Source organism: Pseudomonas fuscovaginae SE-1 (assembly GCF_000364705.1).
Taxonomy (GTDB): domain Bacteria; phylum Pseudomonadota; class Gammaproteobacteria; order Pseudomonadales; family Pseudomonadaceae; genus Aquipseudomonas; species Aquipseudomonas fuscovaginae_A.
In genome coordinates, this window is the sequence record NZ_AQOH01000083.1 from 12,524 (window position 1) to 33,094 (window position 20,571).

The following is a 20,571-nucleotide window of genomic DNA, read 5'->3' on the forward strand; positions in this document are numbered from 1 at the left end:
CATGCTCTATCGTCGCTTTGAACAACTGATCGACATTTTCCGCGACGCCCCTACCGCCGCGCCTCCGAACAAGGTCCTGCCCTTCTACCTGTATTACCTGCGCCAGGTCTGGCCGAGCTTCGTCGCCCTGCTGATCGTCGGGCTGTTCGCCGCGCTGATCGAAGTGGCGCTGTTCAGCTATCTGAGCCGGATCATCGATCTGGCCCAGGTCACGCCCAATACCGAGTTCTTCTCGGTACATGGCGGCGAGCTGTTGTGGATGGTGGTGGTCGCGCTGGTGCTGCGGCCGATCTTCTTCGGCCTGCACGACCTGCTGGTGCACCAGACCATCAGCCCCGGCATGACCAGCCTGATCCGCTGGCAGAATCACAGCTACGTGCTGCGCCAGAGCCTGAACTTCTTCCAGAACGACTTCGCCGGGCGCATCGCCCAACGCATCATGCAGACCGGCAACTCGCTGCGCGACTCCGCCGTGCAGGCGGTCGACGCGCTGTGGCACGTGCTGATCTACGTGATCAGCGCCCTGGTGCTGTTCGTCGAGGCCGACTGGCGCCTGATGATCCCACTGCTGCTGTGGCTCGCCGGCTACTGCGGCGCGCTCTACTACTTCGTGCCGCGGGTGAAGCAGCGCTCGGTGGAGTCCTCCGACGCGCGCTCCAGACTGATGGGGCGGATCGTCGACGGCTATACCAACATCACCACCCTGAAGCTGTTCGCACACACCCGTTTCGAACAGCAGTACGCCCGCGAGGCGCTGGTGGAGCAGACCGAGAAGACCCAACTGGCGGCACGGGTGGTCACCAGCATGGACATCGCCATCACCAGCATGAACGGCCTGCTGATCGTCACCACCACCGGGCTGGCGCTGTGGTTGTGGACGCAGTCGCTGGTGTCGGTCGGCGCCATCGCCCTGACCACCGGCCTGGTGATCCGTATCGTCAACATGTCCGGCTGGATCATGTGGGTGGTCAACGGCATCTTCGAGAACATCGGCATGGTCCAGGACGGCCTGCAGACCATCGCCCAACCCCTTACCGTCACCGACCGCGAACAGGCGCCACGCTTGGCCGTGAGCCGTGGCGAGGTGCGTTTCGAGCATGTCGACTTCCACTACGGCAAGCGCAGCGGGGTGATCTCGGACCTCAACCTGACCATTCGCCCGGGCGAGAAGATCGGCCTGATCGGCCCTTCCGGTGCCGGCAAGTCGACCCTGGTCAACCTGCTGCTGCGCCTGTACGACGTGCAGGGCGGGCGGATCCTGGTCGATGGCCAGGACATCGCCCAGGTCACCCAGGAGAGCCTGCGCGAGAGCGTCGGCATGATCACCCAGGACACCTCGCTGCTGCACCGCTCGATTCGCGACAACCTGCTCTACGGCAAGCCCGACGCCAGCGACGCGCAGCTCTACGAGGCGGTGCTCAAGGCGCGTGCCGATGAGTTCATCCCACTGCTGTCGGATGCCGAGGGGCGCACCGGCTTCGATGCCCATGTCGGTGAACGCGGGGTGAAACTCTCAGGCGGTCAGCGCCAGCGCATCGCCATTGCCCGCGTGCTGCTCAAGAACGCGCCGATCCTGATCATGGACGAAGCGACCTCGGCACTGGACTCGGAAGTGGAAGCGGCGATCCAGGAAAGCCTGGAAACGCTGATGGAGGGCAAGACCGTGATCGCCATCGCCCACCGCCTTTCGACCATCGCCCGCATGGACCGGCTGGTGGTACTGGAGCATGGCCGGATCGCCGAGACCGGCAGCCATGCCGAACTGCTGGCACGGGGTGGCCTGTATGCGCGTCTGTGGCAGCACCAGACCGGCGGTTTCGTCGGCATTGACTGAGGCCTGTACAGGCAGAGGTTTGTGACCAGCGGTTTTCTTGCGGCGAGCGAACCTCTTGTAACGAACAGGCCTCTTATGGCGAGCACACCTCTTGTTGCGGGAAGCAGACCTCTTGTCTTGGGGAGCAGACCTCCTGTGGCGAGCGGGCTTGCCCGCGCTGGGGCGCGAAGCGGCCCTGAAACCGACCACCCCGCTCTACCTGACGTACCGAGGTAGCTGGTCCAGGGGCTGCCATGCAGCCCAGCGCGGGCAAGCCCGCTCGCCACAAAAAGCCCGCTCGCTACAGGAAAGAGAGCCGTCCCAAAAACGCATGGCAGTCATAAAGCCTACCAGCCACAAAAGCCTCAGGGCTGCCGGTAAGGCAGCGCCGCCCTCGCCTCTTCGGCATACTCCAGGATGCCAACCCGCTCCCGCTCAAGGAAGTCCGCCACGGCCGCCTTGAGCCCGGGATGACGCAGGTAGTGCCAGGAATGGGTGATCACCGGCTCGAAGCCGCGAATCAGCTTGTGCTCGCCCTGGGCGCCAGCATCGAAGCGTTTCAAACCATGGGCGATGGCGTAGTCCATGCCCTGGTAGAAGCACGTCTCGAAGTGCAGGCGGTCGAACTCGGCCAGGCAGCCCCAGTAGCGCCCGTAGAAACTGTCACCACCGACCAGGCTGAAGGCCATGGCCACCGGCCGCCCCCCGTGATGCGCCATGACCACGCGGATCGCCTCCGGCATGCGCTCGGCCAGCAGGCTGAAGAACGTCCGTGTCAGGTACGGCGCCTGGCGTCGTACCGCGTAGGTGTTGGCATAGCAGGCGTAGACGAAATCCCATTGCGCCTCGCTCAGCGCCCTGCCCTCCAGCCACTCGAACTCGAAACCCTGGGCCGCGACCTGCTCGCGCTCCTTGCGCATCTGCTTGCGCTTGCGTGAACTCAGGGCGTCGAGGAAATCCTGGAAGTCACGGTAATCGCGGTTCTGCCAATGGTACTGGCATCCCAGGCGCTGCAGCCATCCCGGTTGCTCGGCCAGGGCAACATCGGCCAGGGCATCGGTGAAGTTGATGTGGGCGCTGGACAGCTCCTCGATCTCCAGGTAGCCCGGCAGTGCCGCCAGCAACTCGAAACCGTCCTCGGCGCTGGCCGCCAGCAGGCGCGGGCCACCGACCGGGCTGAACGGCACGGCGGTAAGCAGCTTGGGGTAATAGGCGATGCCGGCACGCTGGCAGGCGTCGGCCCAGCCGTGGTCGAACACATACTCACCGTAGGAATGCCATTTACGGTAGCTGGGCAGCGCGGCGATCAGCCGGCCCTGTTCGATGTGCAGCAGGTGCTCCGGCTGCCAGCCGGTACGCTCGCCGAGGCTGCCGCTGTCCTCCAGGGCGCCGAGGAAGGCGTGACGCAGAAAGGGTTGGCCTGGAGGCACCAGCGCATCCCAATCCTCGGGCGCGATCTCACGGAGGCTTTGCAGGCGTTGTAGCGGCATTGATATCCCCAGGGCAGTGCATTCGCCGGGGCAGTATCGCGCAGGGAGAGGATATTAAAAACTATTTCATTGGACGGGGGACGGGCGCGGGAACACCATGGTGCCACGAGTTCAGACAGGCACTGCGAAGATGATTGGCTAACGGGATTTGTAGCGATTGTGCGGGTCTCTTCGCGGGCAAGCCCTGCTCCTACAACGTCGCGTCCCGCACGAGTCCTGCACACGGCACTGCCCTGTAGGAGCAGGGCCTGTCGGGGCGCCGAACCGCCGCGACGACGCCCGTAATGACAGCGCAAAAGGCAAAAAAACGCCCCGCAGGCATTGCGCCAGGCAGGGCGTGAAGTGAAAAAGAGCTTACGAAACAGCGCTTACAGCAGTGGAATCGAGTAGCTGACGATCAGGCGGTTTTCATCCTGGGTGCTGGAAGCCACGGCGGAGCTGGTGCGCCACATGGCGTTTTTCCAGGCAAAGCCCAGGTTCTTGAAGGTGCCTTGCGGGATGACGTAGGCCAGGCTGATGTCGCGTTCCCACTCGCTCTGGTCACCCGCGGCGTTCTGGATATTGTCGCCGTGCAGGTAGGTCACGCCGGCGGTCAGGCCAGGTACGCCAACCTTGGCGAAGTCGTAGGCATAGCGAGCCTGCCAGGTGCGCTCGCCGGCACGGGCGAACTTCTGGATCTGGGCGTCGGTGATGGTGCTGTTGGACGAACCGTCACCCTGGTTCAGCCAAGGGAAGTCACTGTCGCCACGGGTGTACTGGTAGCCGGCACCGAAGGTGTGGCCTTCAACCGAGTACAGGGCCAGGTAGCTGTAGAGGTCGTTGTCGACCTTGCCCTTGGTACGGCTGTTGGCTGGCTTGTCATCGTAGTAGCCAGTGGTGAAGTAGGCGCTGGTGTCACCGTTGGCGCCGTTGTCACGGCTGCGGTAGTAGCGCAGGTCGCTCTTCAGTACGCCCGGGCCGATTGCCCAGTTGTGCACCAGGCCCAGGAAGTTCTGCGAGTAGAAGTCCTTCAGTTCACCGTGGTAGAACGACGCGGTCAGGTCCTTGGTGATCTTGTAGTCGGCACCACCGTAGTAGAACTTGTTGCTGCGACGGCCACTCGAAGTCGGGCTGTTGGCACCGGCGAGGGACAGGCCTTCGTCGTTGCTGGAGTTACGGCCCTTGGCCGCTTCCACTTGGCCGGCGACCAGGGTCAAATCCTTGATTTCGTTCGACTTCAGCTCGCCACCGGTGAAGGTCTGTGGCAGCAGGCGACCGTCGTTGTACTTGATGACCGGGTTGCTCGGCATCAGGGTACCGACTTTCAGTTCGGTCTGCGAAACGCGGACCTTGCCGGTCACACCCAGGCTACCGAAATCGTTGACGGCCTTGGCGTTCTTGCCGTCGGTGGACTCAGCCGGGAACATGGTGGTGCCGTAGGAAGTGGTGGTGGCGCCGTTGGTGCCACGGCCGGAATCCAGGCGAATACCTTCCAGAGCGATCACATCCAGACCGAAACCGACGGTGCCCTGAGTGTAGCCGGAGTTGAAACGCAGGTCCAAGCCCTGGCCCCATTCCGAAACCAGGCTCTGGGCCGGCTTGCCGCTACGGTTATCGGTGTTGATGTAGAAGTTACGCAGACCCAGGGTCGACGTAGCACCTTCGATAAAACCTTTGGCGTCAGCCTGGCTCTCGGCAAATGCCTGTTGGGACAAAACCCCTACGGCCACTGCCAGGGCCAAGGTGCACTTGTTCATTGTTTCGCTCCTCTGGATTCAAACGCTTCGGGTCTTTTTGCGACGTCCGCTGTCATCGTGCGGGGGCACGGCTGTTGCCGGGGACTGACCCGCTTTGTTGGGAGGGAATCTTGGCGTGGGGTTATTTCAGGACCGTTGCTTTTATATAAAGCTTTTATGACAGCGGAACTTTTTCGAGCTGGCATAAAAAAGCGCAAAGCTCCGGTCTACGGGGCTTTGCGCTTTAGATAATGGCTTTTTGAGACTATTGCGACGCTGTCTTTTTCCACATGTCGCCGCCGTCGATCAACGCTTGCGCAGAAGCACGCTGCCGATCGAATAGCCGGCGCCGAACGAGCTGAGCACCGCCAGCGAGCCGGCCGCCAGGTCGTCCTGGTTCTTGTGGAACGAGATCACCGAACCGGCCGAACTGGTGTTGGCGTAGGTGTCGAGGATCACCGGTGCCTCCTCTTCGGTGGCATCGCGGCCCAGCAGCTTCTTGACGATCAGGTGGTTCATGCTGAGGTTGGCCTGGTGCAGCCAGAAGCGTTTCACGTCACCGACATTCAGCTGGTTCTCCCGCAGATGCTGGCCGATCAGTTCCGCCACCATCGGGCAGACGTCGCGGAACACCTTGCGCCCTTCCTGGACGAACAGCTTGTCGCGGGCATCGATCCCCTCTTCTCCCGCACGGTTGAGGAAGCCGAAGTTGTTGCGGATGTTGTTGGAGAACTGGGTCAGCAGCTTGGTGCTGACGATGTCGAACTGGTAGGGCGAGGTCGCCAGGTCCGCCCGCTCGATGATCACCGCCGTCGCCGCGTCACCGAAGATGAAGTGGCTGTCGCGGTCGCGGAAGTTCAGGTGGCCGGTGCAGATTTCCGGGTTGACCATCAGGATCGCCCGCGCCTGGCCCAGTTGCACGCTGTTGCAGGCGTTCTGGATACCGAAGGTCGCCGAGGAACAGGCCACGTTCATGTCGAAGCCGAAACCCTGGATGCCGAGGGCTTCCTGCACCTCGATCGCCACCGCCGGGTACGGTCGCTGCAGGTTGGAGCAGGCGACGATCACCCCGTCGATGTCCGCGGCGGTCTTGCCGGCCCGTTGCAACGCCTGTTCGGCGGCGGCCACGGACATCTGGCAGAGGATCGACCATTCGTCATTGCTGCGCTCGGGCAGGCGCGGCTTCATCCGCTGCGGATCGAGAATGCCGTCCTTGTCCATGACGAAGCGGCTCTTGATGCCGGAAGCCTTTTCGATGAAGGCGGCACTGGATTCGGTCAAGGCCTGAACCTCGCCGCGCTCGATGGCTGCCGCATTTTCCTCGTTGAACTGCTGTACATAGGTATTGAAAGAGTGCACCAGCTCTTCGTTGGAAATGCTGTTGGCCGGGGTGTACAGGCCGGTGCCACTGATGACGACGTTATGCACGGTCGTTCCTCTAGGTTCTGTTCAGGCAGAAGGCATTGGTACAGTCGTACCAACATGTAAAAAGGCCACCCCCCGACAACGAGGATGACTCCGTGTGGCTTTCTTCCGGCTCAATCGCTGAACCGGGCATTTATGTCGGCGAAGTGTGCCATAAACACGGGAGTTTGGCCCATTGTGAAGATCAATGGGCCTGCCCATATGGCTAGGCTTCGACCTGGCTCCACTGCTTGTTCAGGCGTTTGTCCGAGATCGGTGCCTTTGTCCCCAACTGCTGGGCGAACAACGAGACCCGGTACTCTTCCAGCCACCAGCGATACAGTTCCAGTTGCGGGTCGCGCTTGCCTTCCTGGGCATGCTTGTTCGCACGGGTCTGGTACTGGCTCCACAGGCCAGCCAGCTCGGTGCTCCAGACCCGATCCTTCTGCACCTGGGCCGGCAGTTTCTCCAGGCGCAGCTCGATCGCCTTGAGATAGCGCGGCAGCTCCTTCAGCCACAGCCCCGGCGTCTCGCGGACAAAACCGGCATAGACCAACTGGCTCAACTGCTGCTTGATATCGTTGAGCGCCACCGCCTGGGCCAGGTCGATCTTGCCCTTGAAGCGCTTCTGCAGGCCATGCCAGAGCTTGAGGATCTCCAGGGTCAGACGCGCCAGGCGCTCGGCATGCTCGGTCCAGTTGCCACGCTTGCGCTCGGCCAGGGAAGCCAGCCCGGCGCCGTCGCGGGGCAACGGATCTTCGCCCTCAAGGATGCAACTGTCGAGGCTGGCCAGCAGGATGTCTTCCACCAACGCCTCGACGCGCCCCAGCTCGCGGTACAGCAGGCCCAGCTCGGTCAACCCCGGCAGCTTGCCCCGCAGGAACTTCGCCGACTCCGCCAACTGCTGCAACAACAGCCGCTGCAACGCCCGTCGATGCTGGTACTCGGCTTCGGCCGGGGTGGAGAAGCGCCCTTCCTTGACCGTGCCGCCCTCTTCCACCAGCGCCGGGTAGACCGTCATCGACAGTCCGGCGATCTTCTGCTGGGTAGTCTCGGCGACCGCCGCAAAGCCCTTGGCTTCCACCGGCTGCTGGCTCTTCGCACTCTGCGGTACGGCCAACGCCGCCTGGCTGGCCTGGGCGAAGCGGGCGGTGAGTTCCGCCAGGTCGCGGCCTTCACCGAGGAACTTGCCCTGGGCATCGACCACTTCGAGGTTCATCTTCAGGTGGTTTTCCACCTGCTGCGCCGCTTCGCCCCAGGCCTCGTCGCTGACCCGCGCCCCGGTCATGCGCAACAGCTCGCGTCCCAGCGCCTGGGGCAGCGAGCCTTCGGCGAAGTCGATGCGCTGCAACGCCGCCTTGACGAAGTCCGGCACCGGCACGAAGTTCTTGCGCAGGGCCTTGGGCAGGTTGCGCACCAGGGCGATGCACTTGGCCTCGATCAGGCCGGGCACCAGCCACTCCAGACGCTCGGCGGGCAGCATCGGCAGCAACGGCGCCGGCACACGCAGGGTCACGCCGTCGCGGGGGTGGTTGGGCTCGAAGTGATAACTCAGGTCCAGGGTCAGGTCCCCCAGATGCAGGGTATCCGGGTACTGCGCGGCGGTGACTTCGCTGGCCTCGCGGGCCAGCACGTCGTCCTCGCGCATGATCAGCAGTTGCGGGTTCTTCTGGCTGTGGATGCGATACCAGCTGTCGAAGGTCGCGGTCTGGTGGATCTCCGCCGGCAGGCGCGCGTCGTAGAAGGCGAACAGGGTTTCCTCGTCGGCGAGGATGTCACGCCGACGGGCCTTGGCCTCCAGTTCGTCGAGCTGTTCGAGCAGGCGCGTATTGGCGCCCAGGCACTTGGCCCTGGACTGGATCTCGCCCCGCACCAGCGCCTCGCGGATGAACAGCTCGCGCGAGACCACCGGGTCGACCGGGCCGAAATGCACCGGTCGCCGGCCGACCACGATCAGGCCGAACAGAGTGATCTGCTCGAAGGCCACCACCTGGCCGCGCTTCTTCTCCCAGTGCGGTTCGAAGTGGTTCTTCTTGATCAGGTGCCCGGCCAGCGGCTCGATCCAGTCCGGCTCGATCTTGGCGACCATGCGCGCATAGAGCTTGGTGGTTTCCACCAGTTCGGCGGTCATCAGCCACTGCGGACGCTTGCGGCCCAGGCCCGAGGACGGGTGGACCCAGAAGCGCCGCTGGCGCGCGCCGAGGTAGTCGCCTTCCTCGGTCTTCTGGCCGATCTGGCTCAGCAGGCCGGACAACACCGCCTTGTGCAGCTTGGGATAATCCGCCGGCTCCTTGTTGATGTTCAACTGCAGGTCGCGGCAGATCAGCGCCAGTTGGCGATGCGAATCGCGCCACTCGCGCATGCGCAGGTAGTTGAGGAAGTTCTTCCGGCACCAGTTGCGCAAGGCGCTGGCACCGAGGGCCTGGCGCTGCTCCTCGAAACCGCGCCAGACGTTGATCAGCCCGGCGAAGTCCGAATCGGCGTCCTTCCATTGCGCATGGGCCTGGTCGGCGGCCTGCTGGCGCTCGGGCGGCCGCTCGCGCGGGTCCTGCACCGACATGGCGCTGGCGACGATCAGCACTTCCTGCAGGCTGCCGAGCCTGGCCGCCTCGAGCAGCATGCGGCCCATGCGCGGGTCCACCGGCAGGCGCGCCAGTTGCCGACCGAGCGGCGTAAGCTGGTTGTCGCGGGTGACCGCCGAAAGCTCCTGCAGCAGGTTGAAGCCATCGCTGATGGCCTTGCCATCCGGCGGTTCGATGAACGGGAACGCGGTGATTTCGCCCAGGCGCAGGTGCAGCATCTGCAGGATCACCGCCGCCAGGTTGGTACGCAGGATTTCCGGGTCGGTGAACTCCGGCCGACCGTTGAAATCCTCTTCGCTGTACAGCCGCACGCAGATCCCCGGCTCGACCCGACCGCAACGGCCCTTGCGCTGGTTGGCGCTGGCCTGGGAAATCGCCTCGATGGGCAGCCGCTGGACCTTGGCCCGATAGCTGTAGCGGCTGATGCGCGCGGTGCCGCTGTCGATCACGTAGCGGATGCCCGGCACGGTCAGCGAGGTTTCCGCGACGTTGGTCGCCAGCACCACGCGCCGCCCCGCGTGGGATTGGAAAATCCGCTGCTGCTCGGCCGGTGTCAGCCGCGCATATAAAGGAAGAATCTCGGTGTGCTTGAGCTGCGCCTTGCGCAGCATCTCGGCGGCATCGCGGATCTCGCGCTCGCCCGGCAGGAACACCAGCACGTCGCCGGGGCTCTTGCGCTCGCTGCGCTCATGGGCGGCGATCTCGTCGAGGGTGGCGAGGATCGCCTGGTCGACGGTGAGGTCGTCCTCGACCCGGTTGCCCTCCTCGTCCTGCTCGGACGTCATCGGCCGGTACCAGGTTTCCACCGGGAAGGTACGTCCCGAGACCTCGACGATCGGCGCATCGTTGAAGTGCTTGGAGAAACGCTCCAGGTCGATGGTCGCCGAGGTGATGATGACCTTCAGGTCCGGGCGCCGCGGCAGCAGGGTCTTGAGGTAGCCGAGCAGGAAGTCGATGTTCAGGCTGCGCTCGTGGGCCTCGTCGACGATGATCGTGTCGTAGCGTTCGAGGTAGCGGTCGTTCTGGGTTTCCGCCAGCAGAATGCCGTCGGTCATCAGCTTGACCAGGGTATTGGCATCGCTCTGGTCCTCGAAACGCACCTGGTAGCCGACCAGGCTGCCCAGCGGCGTCGCCAGTTCCTCGGCGACCCGGCTGGCCACGCTGCGGGCGGCGATCCGCCGGGGCTGGGTGTGGCCGATCAGGCCATGCTGGCCGCGGCCAATTTCCAGGCAGATCTTCGGCAACTGGGTGGTCTTGCCCGAGCCGGTCTCGCCAGCGATGACCAGCACCTGGTGCTTGAGCAGCGCCGCCTTGATCTCGTCGCGCTTGGCGGCGATGGGCAGGCTGTCGTCGTAGCGAATCGTCGGCACGCTCTGGCGCCGCGCCGTGACCAGGGCGCAGGAGGCCTGCATTCTCTCGACCCACTGGGCCAACCTGGCCTCATCGGGTTTCTTGCGCAGGTCGAGCAGTTGCCGCCGCAGGCGGTGGCGGTCGGCAATCATGGCAAGGTCGAGGTTTTTCAGCAGTTGGTCAATAGTGGGCGATTCGTCGGTCATCGGCTCGGCAAGGGTCGTCTATTTGGGCAGGGGGCGGATTGTCGCAGATTTGCCCCCCTCTGTGGCGAGCTGGGGCCGCTTGTGGCGAGCGGGATTGCCCGCGCTGGGCTGCGAAGCGGCCCCTGACCCGGTGGATGCGGTGAACCAGGTACAACAGGGTGACAGGATTTGGGGCTGCTCTGCAGCCCGGCGCGGGCAAGCCCGCTCGCCACAATCACATCAGTCGTTGTCCAGCGCCCGACGCCGATACGGAAACACATCGATGACCTTGCCGGCCAGAATCGCCTCCTGCAGGCCCTTCCAGTAGTCGGCGTCGTACAGCTCGCCGTGCAACTGGGCGAACAGCCGGCGCTGGCCGATGTCGGCGAACAGGAATGGCGGGAACTCCTCGGGGAATACGTCCAGCGGACCGATGGAGTACCAGGGCTCGGAGGCCATTTCGTCCTCGGGGGTACGCGGTGGCGGGATATGCCGGAAGTTGGCTTCGGTGAGGAAACAGATCTCGTCGTAGTCATAGAACACCACCCGGCCATGGCGGGTGACACCGAAGTTCTTCAGCAGCATGTCGCCGGGGAAGATGTTCGCCGCCGCCAGTTGCTTGATCGCCAGGCCATAGTCATCCAGGGCCTCGCGCACCTGGGCTTCGTTGGCATTGTCGAGGTAGAGGTTGAGCGGGGTCATGCGCCGCTCGGTCCAGCAGTGGCGGATCAGTACCGTCTCGCCCTCGACCTGCACGGTGGACGGCGCCACCTCCAGCAATTCCTCGAGGCAGGCCGGCTCGAACTTGCCCAGAGGGAAACGGAAGTCGGCGAACTCCTGGGTATCGGCCATGCGCCCGACCCGGTCGACGCTTTTCACCAGGCGGTACTTTTCGATCACGGTGGCGCGGTCGACGTTCTTCGACGGCGAGAAACGGTCCTTGATGATCTTGAACACCGTGTTGAAGCCCGGCAGGGTGAACACGCTCATGACCATGCCGCGCACGCCCGGGGCCATGATGAAACGGTCGTCGGTGTTGGCCAGGTGGTCGATCAGTGCGCGGTAGAACTCGGACTTGCCGTGCTTGTAGAAGCCGATCGAGGTGTACAGCTCGGCCACGTGCTTGCCCGGCAGGATACGCTTGAGAAAGCCGACGAATTCGGCCGGCACCGGTATGTCGACCATGAAATAGGAACGAGTGAAGGAGAAGATGATCGACACCTCGGCCTCGTCGGTGATCAACGCATCGATGCGGATCCCGCGGCCCTCCTGGTGCAGGAACGGAATCACCAGCGGCCACTGCTCGTCATGGGTGTAGATGCGCCCGACCAGGTAAGCCCCCTTGTTGCGGTAGAGCACCGAGGAAAACAGTTCGAGGCACAGTTCCGGATCCTTGCACACCCAGTCCGGCAGGCTTTCGCGCAGTTGCGCTTCCATCCGTTGCAGATCACCGGGCAGGTCGGCGTAGTCCTCGCTGAAGCGGTAGTCGCTGAAGATCCTTTCGAGCATGCCCGACAACTCGCCTTGCGGGCGATAGGTCCGGGTCTGCGCGCCCCGGGCGCGGCGCAGCGACGGCCGGGTGGTGTGGATGAACATGCAGCCGTCGCTGATCAGGTCGTGGCTGAACAGACTGCAGAAGGCCGAGTTGTACCAGGTTTCCGCCAACTCATCGTCGAAACGCACATCGATCAGGCCGATGTAGGCGCTTTTCACCAGCGGCCAGATGCCGACGTCGAGCAACGACTCCTCATCGAAGGCGGCCCGCAGGCGGGCGTTGACTTCGGCGACCTTTTCCTCGTAGAGATTGATCCGGGCCGCCGACGCCGCCTGCGCCTCCTGCCAGCGCGCCCCCTCGAAACGGGCGCGGGCGCCATCGGTGATCTGGCGAAAATGCTCGCGATAGTTATCGAAGCCATCAAGGATCATGCGGGCGATATCGGCGGCCGGCCATTGCTGCGGCATAGTCAAACCTCTGCGGGATTTTTCGATCATTGTTCTGGTCGCGAGCCCGTTGAGCTTAGAAGCCAGTCATCGTGTTGTGCAACCTTGCCCTGAACGTAACATCCCGACACACTTGCTCGCCTTCCCCCGCCAAGGACGTCCCACCGTGAATCCCGCCGATATCGTTCGCATGTTCAGCCTGGCCGCCGTCTGGGGCGCCAGTTTCCTGTTCATGCGTATCATTGCTCCCGTGCTGGGCGCGTTTCCCACTGCGTTCTTTCGTGTCTCGATCGCCGCTGTCGGCCTGCTCGTGATGCTCGCGCTGATGCGGGTCAAGTGGGACTTCAAGGGCAAGTTCCGGGTCTGCCTGATGCTCGGGGTGATCAACTCCGGGCTGCCGGCGACGCTGTACTCGGTGGCGGCCAAGGTGCTGCCGGCCGGCTATTCGTCGATTTTCAATGCCACCACGCCGCTGATGGGCGTACTGATTGGCGGCCTGTTCTTCCATGAGAAACTCAGCCTGAACAAACTGCTGGGCATTTTCCTCGGGCTGTTCGGTGTCGCGGTGCTGACCCGTGCCGGCCCGGTGACCTTCGACCTGCAACTGCTGATGGGCGCCGGGGCCTGCCTGCTGGCCACCACCAGCTATGGTTTCGCCGGATTCCTGACCCGACGCTGGCTCGATCACCAGGGTGGGCTCGATCCCCGGCTGTCGGCCCTGGGCAGCATGTGCGGGGCCACCCTGGCGATCCTGCCGTTCTTTGCCACCAGCGCCATCACCCAACCGCCAGCCAGCTGGGGCGGGTTCGAAGTCTGGGGCGCCCTGCTGGGGCTCGGCCTGCTCTGCACGGCGTTCGCCTACATCATCTACTTCAAGCTGCTGAGCAATATCGGGCCGGTGAAATCGATGACCGTGACCTTCATGATCCCGGCGTTCGGGGTGCTGTGGGGCGCACTGTTTCTCGACGAGCCGTTGTCGATGGCGCACCTGTATGGCGGGGTGTTGATTGCGGTGGCCTTGTGGCTGGTGCTCAAGCCGGCGGTGGTCAAGGCCAGCGCCGTGGCGGACCGCTAGCCTTGCAGGGAATCTGATGGCCTCTTCGCGGGCAAGCCCGCTCCCACAGGTTCCAGGGCGAACATAAGTCCTGTGACCGACACGGACATTGTGGGAGCGGGCTTGCCCGCGAAGAGGCCGGAACAGGCACAGCAGCACTGCGCTGCTGCACCCGCCTCAAGGACGCGTCAGCCCGCCTTGCGGAACACGAACACCAGGCCGACGATGATCAGCCCCATCCCCAGCATGCTCAGCGACGCCAGGCGATTGCCGAAGATCAGGTAGTCCATGATCGCCGTCACCGCCGGTACCAGGTAGAACAGGCTGGTGACGTTCACCAGGTTGCCCCGGGCGATCAACCGATACAGCAGCAACGTCGCCAGTACCGATACCACCAGCCCCATCCACAGCACCGGGATGATGAAGCCACTACCGGTTTCGACATGAAACGGCTGGAACGGCACGAACACCCCGCACAGCAACAGGCCGACCAGGTACTGCACCGGCAACGTGCCCAGCGGATTGTCGGTGATGCGCTTCTGCATGATCGAGCCGAACGTCATGCTCGCCAGCGCCAGCAGGCCGAAGAGCATCCCGGCCAGCGACATGCCCGCCAGACCGATCCCCTGGTAGACCACCAGGACCAGCCCGGCCAGGCCCAGCCCCAGGCCGAACATCCGGCTCCAGGAGCGCTGGCGTTCCACCAGCACCGCCGTGAGAATGGGCTGCACGCCCATGATCGTCGCCATGACGCCCGGCGTGACCTTCAGATCCAGCGCCAGCAGATAGAAGATCTGGTAGGCGCCAAGCAGCACCAGCCCGGTCACCGCGGCATAGAGCAACGGTTTGCCGCGCCTGGGCCACTTGAACTTGAGCAACGGCCCCAGCAGCAACAGGCCCAACAGGGCTATGGAAAAACGTACCAGCAGAAAGGCGAACGGCGAGGCATGGGCCAGGCCCCACTTGGAGAAGATCGCCCCGCTGCTCCAGAGCAGCACGAACAGACTCGTCGAAGCCGCCGCGGTCGCGGATTGCTTTGAAATGACCAACATGGATACCACCTGTAATTCAGGCAAATGCCAACCCAGCTGTGAAGCTGAAGATTCAGTAGGTTTTTTCAGGCGGGCAGGAAGGAGAGCAGCAAGCTTCGCTGATCAACCCTGGATGCCAACGCCTGGCGGTGATACGACGGCGTACACCGGCGTGCTACTGACAGGTGGTGGGTAATGACTGATCTGCACCGGTTGCTGGCTCCCGCACTGCACTACGCCAGCGTTGAGCGCTGGAACGACGACCGCGTTGAGGGAGGAAGCTGGCATAGGCAGATTTTCTGTGAAGGGAAACAACGGTGGATCAGGCGATGCACCGAGCGCCGACTATAACCAGCGCTCGACATCAATTGCAACAGGTCAGCCGAACAGCCAGTAGCCCAGGGCCCAGGCCACCACGACCGCCAGCACTGGACGCATGATCCGGTAGGCCTTGGGATGCTTGCGCTTCCACTGCTTGACCACGCTGCTGAAGCTGTCGCTGAACTTCTTGCTCCAGGCATAGGCCTGGTTGATCCCGCCGACGCGTTCCTCATCGACGTTCTGTGGCGCGGTGGCACGCCCCAGGAAGGCGCTGACCGAACGGTTGATCGAAGTCATCAGGCGGTTGCTCAACGGCCGCTCGACGTCGCAGAACAGGATGACCCGGGTCTGCTCGGTTTCGTTCTTGACCCAGTGCACGTAGGTCTCGTCGAACATCACGTCTTCACCGTCGCGCCAGGCGTAGACCTGGCCATCGACGAAAATCCGGCAGTCGTCGGAGTTCGGTGTCGACAGGCCCAGGTGGTAACGCAGCGAACCGGCGAACGGGTCGCGGTGCGGGTTCAGGTGGCTGCCGCCGGGCAACAGGGCGAACATCGCACCCTTGACGTTGGGGATGCGGCTGACCAGCTCGACGGTCTTCGGGCAGAGCGTTTCAGCCGACGGCAGTGGCTTGTCGTACCATTTCAGGTAGAAACGCTTCCAACCTTTCTTGAAGAACGAACCGAAACCGGCGTCGTTGTTCTTCTCGGCGGCACGGATGTAGCCCTCGTCGAACAGGTGCATGGCTTCCTCGCGGATCACCTGCCAGTTGTCCTTGAGCACGTCCAGCTCGGGGAACTTGCTGCGGTCCAGGTACGGCTTGGACGGCACCGCGGAAAACAGGTACATCAGGGCGTTGTACGGAGCGAACAGCGCCGAGTGGTTGACGAACTGGCGCAATACCGGCAAACGCGCCTTGCCCCGCAGGTGCACGTAGAGCGTACTGCCTACGAACAGCAGCAAGACGGCGGCCTTGGCGGCGAAGGAAAAGGTCATTCAGCACTCCTTGAAAGTGGGCGACGTCCGGGTAGGAAAAATCCACGAGACGTGGCAGCCGGCCATGATAAACATTACCGACCGCAGGAAAAACCCGCGCGACTCAACAATCAGTGTTAAGAGCCGTGCAACAAAGCGTTAATTAGCATAAGGCGCCGGAATGCTGACTGATGCAGGTCAGCTGAATGCAGGATGCCTCGTAAGCCAGCCTCCGTGGGAGCCGGCCTACGAGGGAAAATACCGGGGTCGGCCCGCGCCTTACTGCTGGTTTTCCTGCTCGGTGAACAGGTCGCTGAACAGCATGCTCGACAGATAACGCTCACCGGAGTCCGGCAGCACCACCACGATAGTCTTGCCCTGCATCTCCGGGGTTTCCGCCAGACGTACGGCGACCGCCATCGCCGCGCCACAGGAAATGCCGCAGAGGATCCCTTCCTCCTGCATCAGGCGCAGGGCCATGGCCTTGGACTCTTCGTCGGACACCAGTTCGACCCGGTCGACCAGCGACAGGTCGAGGTTCTTCGGCACGAAGCCGGCACCGATGCCCTGGATCTTGTGCGGCGACGGCTTGACCTCCTGCCCGGCCAGGGTCTGGCTGATCACCGGCGAAGTCACCGGCTCCACCGCCACCGAGAGAATCGGCTTGCCCTGGGTCTGCTTGATGTAGCGCGAAACGCCGCTGATGGTGCCGCCGGTACCGACGCCGGCCACCAGCACGTCGACCGCGCCATCGGTGTCGTTCCAGATTTCCGGACCGGTGGTCTTCTCATGGATCGCCGGGTTGGCCGGGTTGTCGAACTGCGCCGGCATGAAATACCGCGCCGGGTCGCTGTCGACGATCTCGCCAGCCTTCTCGATCGCGCCCTTCATGCCCTTGGCCGGCTCGGTCAGCACCAGTTCGGCCCCCAGCGCCTTGAGCACCTTGCGCCGCTCGATGCTCATCGACGCCGGCATGGTCAGCAGCAGCTTGTAACCACGGGCGGCGGCGACGAAGGCCAGGCCGATGCCGGTGTTGCCCGAGGTCGGCTCGACGATGGTCATGCCCGGTTTGAGACGGCCGCTGCTTTCGGCGTCCCAGATCATGTTGGCGCCGATCCGGCACTTCACCGAATACCCCGGATTGCGCCCTTCGATCTTGGCCAGGATGGTCACGCCGCGGGGCGCGATACGGTTGATCTGAACCAGGGGCGTATTACCGATGGAATGGGCGTTGTCGGCGAAAATACGGCTCATGACGGATCCTTCGAGCAATTGAGAATTAGCCCACAAGGGTATGCCCCGAGGTGACAGGCGTCCAGTCATGCGAACGTCTCGCGTCGCCGGGGGTCCATCGCCTTATGACAGTCTGTGGGGCACGTCGATGAAACGTCGTTACAGTTGGCCGCTGTGGGGCCTGGCAGTCGTGGTTTTGCTGGTGGTGGCGGTGAATCTGGCCCTGCCCTACCTGGTGCGCAACTACCTGAATGAAAAGCTCGCCGACATGGGTGACTATCGCGGCCAGGTGACCGACGTCGACCTGGCCCTGTGGCGCGGTGCCTACCGGATCAACGGCCTGGAAATCGTCAAGGTCGCCGGCAAGGTGCCGGTGCCGTTCCTCAAGGCACCGCTGATCGACCTGTCGGTGAGCTGGAAAGCCCTGTGGGACAACCATGCGGTGGTGGCCGAGGTGCAGTTCGTCGAACCGGAGCTGAACTTCGTCGACGGCGGCGCGAACAATCGCCAGGCCTCGCAGACCGGCCGGGGCACCGACTGGCGCGCCCAGTTGGGCAAGCTGCTGCCGATCACCCTCAACGAAGTGCGGATCGACAACGGGCGCATCACCTTCCGCAACTTCAACTCCCAGCCGCCGGTCAACCTGCAGGCGACCCAGGTCGATGCCAGCCTCTACAACCTGACCAACGTCGTCGACCTCAAGGGCCGGCGCGATGCCCGCTTTGAAGGCAAGGCCCTGCTGCTCGGCCATGCGCCCCTGGAGACCACGGCCACTTTCGATCCGCTGAGCAATTTCGAGGACTTCGAATTCCGCCTGCGGGCCACCGGCATCGAGCTGCGCAAGGTCAACGACTTCGCCGCCGCCTACGGCAAGTTCGACTTCAATGGCGGCAGCGGCGACGTGGTGATCGAGGCCCAGGCCGACAAGGGCCGGCTCACCGGCTACATCAAGCCGCTGCTGCATGATGTCGAGGTATTCGACTGGCAGCAGGACGTCGAGAATCAGGACAAGAGCCTGCTGCGCTCGGTCTGGGAAGCCATCGTCGGTGCCGGCGAAACCCTGCTCAAGAACCAGGAGAAAAACCAGTTCGCTACCCGCGTCGAACTCAGTGGCAGCGTTCACCAGCAGGATGTCAGCGCGTTCGCCGCCTTTTTGCAGATATTGCGCAATGGTTTCATCCAGGCCTTCAATGCCCGCTACGAACGGCCCAAGCCCGATACCGGCCAGTAGTCCTGACCAGGTCAGGAGGTGACGCTCCATTCAGAGACTGAATAAGCCGTCTGCGTTCACACTCGACCGGGCACCGCGTTATAGTCGGGACATGGGATTTCCCCGCCGCCCCGCTGCCGGGCCGGCGCTACCGTTCGAGGAAACACAGATGAAGTTCGAAGGCACCCAGGCCTACGTCGCCACCGCTGACCTGAAGCTGGCCGTCAACGCCGCCATTACCTTGGAGCGTCCCCTGCTGGTCAAGGGCGAGCCCGGCACCGGCAAGACCATGCTCGCCGAACAACTGGCCGAGTCCTTCGGCGCCAAGCTGATCACCTGGCACATCAAGTCCACCACCAAGGCGCACCAGGGCCTCTACGAGTACGACGCGGTCAGCCGCCTGCGCGACTCGCAACTGGGCGTGGACAAGGTCCACGACGTGCGCAACTACCTGAAAAAGGGCAAGCTCTGGGAGGCCTTCGAGTCCGAGGAGCGGGTGATCCTGCTGATCGACGAGATCGACAAGGCCGATATCGAGTTCCCCAACGACCTGTTGCAGGAACTCGACAAGATGGAGTTCTACGTCTACGAAATCGACGAGACCATCAAGGCGAAACAGCGCCCGATCATCATCATTACCTCCAACAACGAGAAGGAACTGCCGGACGCCTTCCTGCGTCGCTGCTTCTTCCACTACATCGCCTTCCCCGATCGCGAAACCCTGCAGAAGATCGTCGACGTCCACTACCCGGACATCAAGAAGGACCTGGTCAGCGAAGCCCTCGACGTGTTCTTCGACGTGCGCAAGGTGCCGGGCCTGAAGAAGAAGCCGTCGACCTCGGAACTGGTGGACTGGCTGAAGCTGCTGATGGCCGACAACATCGGCGAGGCGGTGTTGCGCGAACGCGATCCGACCAAGGCCATCCCGCCGCTGGCCGGTGCCCTGGTGAAAAACGAGCAAGACGTACAGCTACTGGAGCGTCTCGCCTTCATGAGCCGTCGCGGCAGCCGTTAAACCATTGAAGGGCAATAGCCATGCTGCTCAACCTGTTCAATGAAATGCGCGCGGCCAAGGTACCGGTGTCGGTGCGCGAGCTGCTCGACCTGATCAACGCGCTGAAACAGCGGGTGACCTTCGCCGACATGGACGAGTTCTACTACCTGGCGCGGGCGATCCTGGTCAAGGACGAACGGCATTTCGACAAGTTCGACCGGGCCTTCGGCGCCTACTTCAACGGCCTGGAAAAGCTCGACGACCACCTGCAGGCGCTGATCCCCGAGGACTGGCTGCGCAAGGAGTTCGAACGTTCGCTGAGCGACGAGGAACGCGCGCAGATCCAATCCCTTGGTGGCCTGGACAAGCTGATCGAGGAATTCAAGAAACGCCTGGAGGAACAGAAGGAACGCCATGCCGGTGGCAACAAGTGGATCGGCACCGGTGGCACCAGCCCGTTCGGCTCGGGCGGTTTCAACCCGGAAGGTATCCGCGTCGGCGATGCCGGCAAGCGCCAGGGCAAGGCGGTCAAGGTCTGGGACCAGCGTGAGTACAAGAACCTCGACGATCAGGTCGAACTGGGCACGCGCAACATCAAGGTGGCCCTGCGTCGCCTGCGCAAGTTCGCCCGCCAGGGCGCCGCCGAGGAACTGGACATCGATGGCACCATCGACCATACCGCCCGCGATGCCGGCCTGCTGAACATCCAGATGCGGCCGGAGCGGCGCAACACCGTCAAGCTGTTGCTGCTGTTCGATATCGGCGGCTCGATGGATGCGCATGTAAAGATCTGCGAGGAACTGTTCTCGGCCTGCAAGACCGAGTTCAAGCACCTGGAGTACTTCTACTTCCACAACTTCATCTACGAGTCGGTGTGGAAGAACAACCTGCGTCGCAGTTCGGAGCGGACCTCGACCCAGGACCTGCTGCACAAGTATGGCGCCGACTACAAGGTGGTGTTCGTCGGCGATGCGGCGATGGCGCCCTACGAGATCACCCAGGCCGGCGGCAGCGTCGAGCACTGGAACGAAGAGCCGGGCTACGTGTGGATGCAGCGCTTCATGGAGAAGTACAAGAAGCTCATCTGGATCAACCCGTATCCGAAGGACACCTGGGGATACACCTCTTCGACCAATATCGTTCGCGACCTGATCGAGGACCAGATGTATCCGTTGACCCTGCGGGGGTTGGAAGAAGGGATGCGGTTCCTGTCCAAGTGACAAGCGACTCTGTGGCGAGCGGGCTTGCCCGCGCTGGGGCGCGAAGCGGCCCT

At 63.3% G+C, this 20,571-nt stretch carries 13 protein-coding genes; 5 read left to right on the forward strand and 8 right to left on the reverse strand.

Going from position 1 to position 20,571, the window contains the following annotated elements:
• Window position 1: 1 nt before the first annotated feature.
• On the forward strand, window positions 2–1,834 hold the full coding sequence (locus tag K675_RS0109795) for an ABC transporter ATP-binding protein (RefSeq protein WP_017903339.1): 1,833 nt from the start codon (window positions 2–4) through the stop codon (window positions 1,832–1,834).
• 344 nt (window positions 1,835–2,178) lie between these two features.
• Here the strand turns inward: K675_RS0109795 and K675_RS0109800 are convergent, their stop codons facing one another.
• The 5 genes from K675_RS0109800 to aceK form a co-directional block, all read right to left on the reverse strand.
• Window positions 2,179–3,303 carry a GNAT family N-acetyltransferase gene (locus K675_RS0109800; protein WP_017903340.1) on the reverse strand — a complete coding sequence of 375 codons (1,125 nt, stop codon included), beginning with the start codon at window positions 3,301–3,303 and terminating at the stop codon, window positions 2,179–2,181.
• A gap of 368 nt (window positions 3,304–3,671) precedes the next feature.
• Window positions 3,672–5,039 carry an OprD family porin gene (locus K675_RS0109805; RefSeq protein ID WP_017903341.1) on the reverse strand — a complete coding sequence of 456 codons (1,368 nt, stop codon included), beginning with the start codon at window positions 5,037–5,039 and terminating at the stop codon, window positions 3,672–3,674.
• 285 nt (window positions 5,040–5,324) lie between these two features.
• Window positions 5,325–6,446 carry a beta-ketoacyl-ACP synthase III gene (locus K675_RS0109810; protein WP_017903342.1) on the reverse strand — a complete coding sequence of 374 codons (1,122 nt, stop codon included), beginning with the start codon at window positions 6,444–6,446 and terminating at the stop codon, window positions 5,325–5,327.
• A gap of 202 nt (window positions 6,447–6,648) precedes the next feature.
• The gene (hrpA, locus tag K675_RS0109815; protein WP_017903343.1) at window positions 6,649–10,560 is read right to left on the reverse strand and encodes an ATP-dependent RNA helicase HrpA; all 3,912 of its coding nucleotides are present in this window, start codon (window positions 10,558–10,560) and stop codon (window positions 6,649–6,651) included.
• A gap of 219 nt (window positions 10,561–10,779) precedes the next feature.
• Entirely contained in the window at window positions 10,780–12,501 is a 1,722-nt protein-coding gene (gene aceK, locus K675_RS0109820; RefSeq protein WP_017903344.1) for a bifunctional isocitrate dehydrogenase kinase/phosphatase, read from the reverse strand.
• A 145-nt stretch (window positions 12,502–12,646) separates the two neighbouring features.
• Between aceK and K675_RS0109825 the strand changes: the two genes are divergently transcribed.
• Window positions 12,647–13,555, forward strand: a complete 909-nt coding sequence (locus K675_RS0109825; protein WP_017903345.1) for a DMT family transporter — start codon at window positions 12,647–12,649, stop codon at window positions 13,553–13,555.
• A 167-nt stretch (window positions 13,556–13,722) separates the two neighbouring features.
• On the opposite strand, the gene K675_RS0109830 is transcribed toward K675_RS0109825, so the two are convergent.
• From K675_RS0109830 to cysK, 3 genes are all read right to left on the reverse strand, one after another.
• Complete coding sequence (locus K675_RS0109830) at window positions 13,723–14,586, reverse strand: DMT family transporter (protein WP_017903346.1); 864 nt, start codon at window positions 14,584–14,586, stop codon at window positions 13,723–13,725.
• Between the two features lie 357 nt (window positions 14,587–14,943).
• Window positions 14,944–15,882 (reverse strand): aspartyl/asparaginyl beta-hydroxylase domain-containing protein, encoded by a 939-nt coding sequence (locus tag K675_RS0109835; RefSeq protein WP_017903347.1) that lies wholly within the window; start codon window positions 15,880–15,882, stop codon window positions 14,944–14,946.
• Between the two features lie 258 nt (window positions 15,883–16,140).
• Entirely contained in the window at window positions 16,141–17,115 is a 975-nt protein-coding gene (cysK, locus tag K675_RS0109840) for a cysteine synthase A (protein WP_017903348.1), read from the reverse strand.
• Between the two features lie 127 nt (window positions 17,116–17,242).
• Here cysK and K675_RS0109845 point away from each other — a divergent pair, with 127 nt between their 5' ends.
• From K675_RS0109845 to K675_RS0109855, 3 genes are all read left to right on the forward strand, one after another.
• On the forward strand, window positions 17,243–18,325 hold the full coding sequence (locus tag K675_RS0109845; RefSeq protein WP_017903349.1) for a DUF748 domain-containing protein: 1,083 nt from the start codon (window positions 17,243–17,245) through the stop codon (window positions 18,323–18,325).
• A 148-nt stretch (window positions 18,326–18,473) separates the two neighbouring features.
• Window positions 18,474–19,319: an AAA family ATPase gene (locus tag K675_RS0109850; RefSeq protein ID WP_017903350.1), complete on the forward strand. Its 846-nt coding sequence runs from the start codon at window positions 18,474–18,476 to the stop codon at window positions 19,317–19,319.
• 20 nt (window positions 19,320–19,339) lie between these two features.
• Window positions 19,340–20,518: a vWA domain-containing protein gene (locus K675_RS0109855; RefSeq protein ID WP_017903351.1), complete on the forward strand. Its 1,179-nt coding sequence runs from the start codon at window positions 19,340–19,342 to the stop codon at window positions 20,516–20,518.
• The last annotated feature ends 53 nt before the right edge of the window (window positions 20,519–20,571 follow it).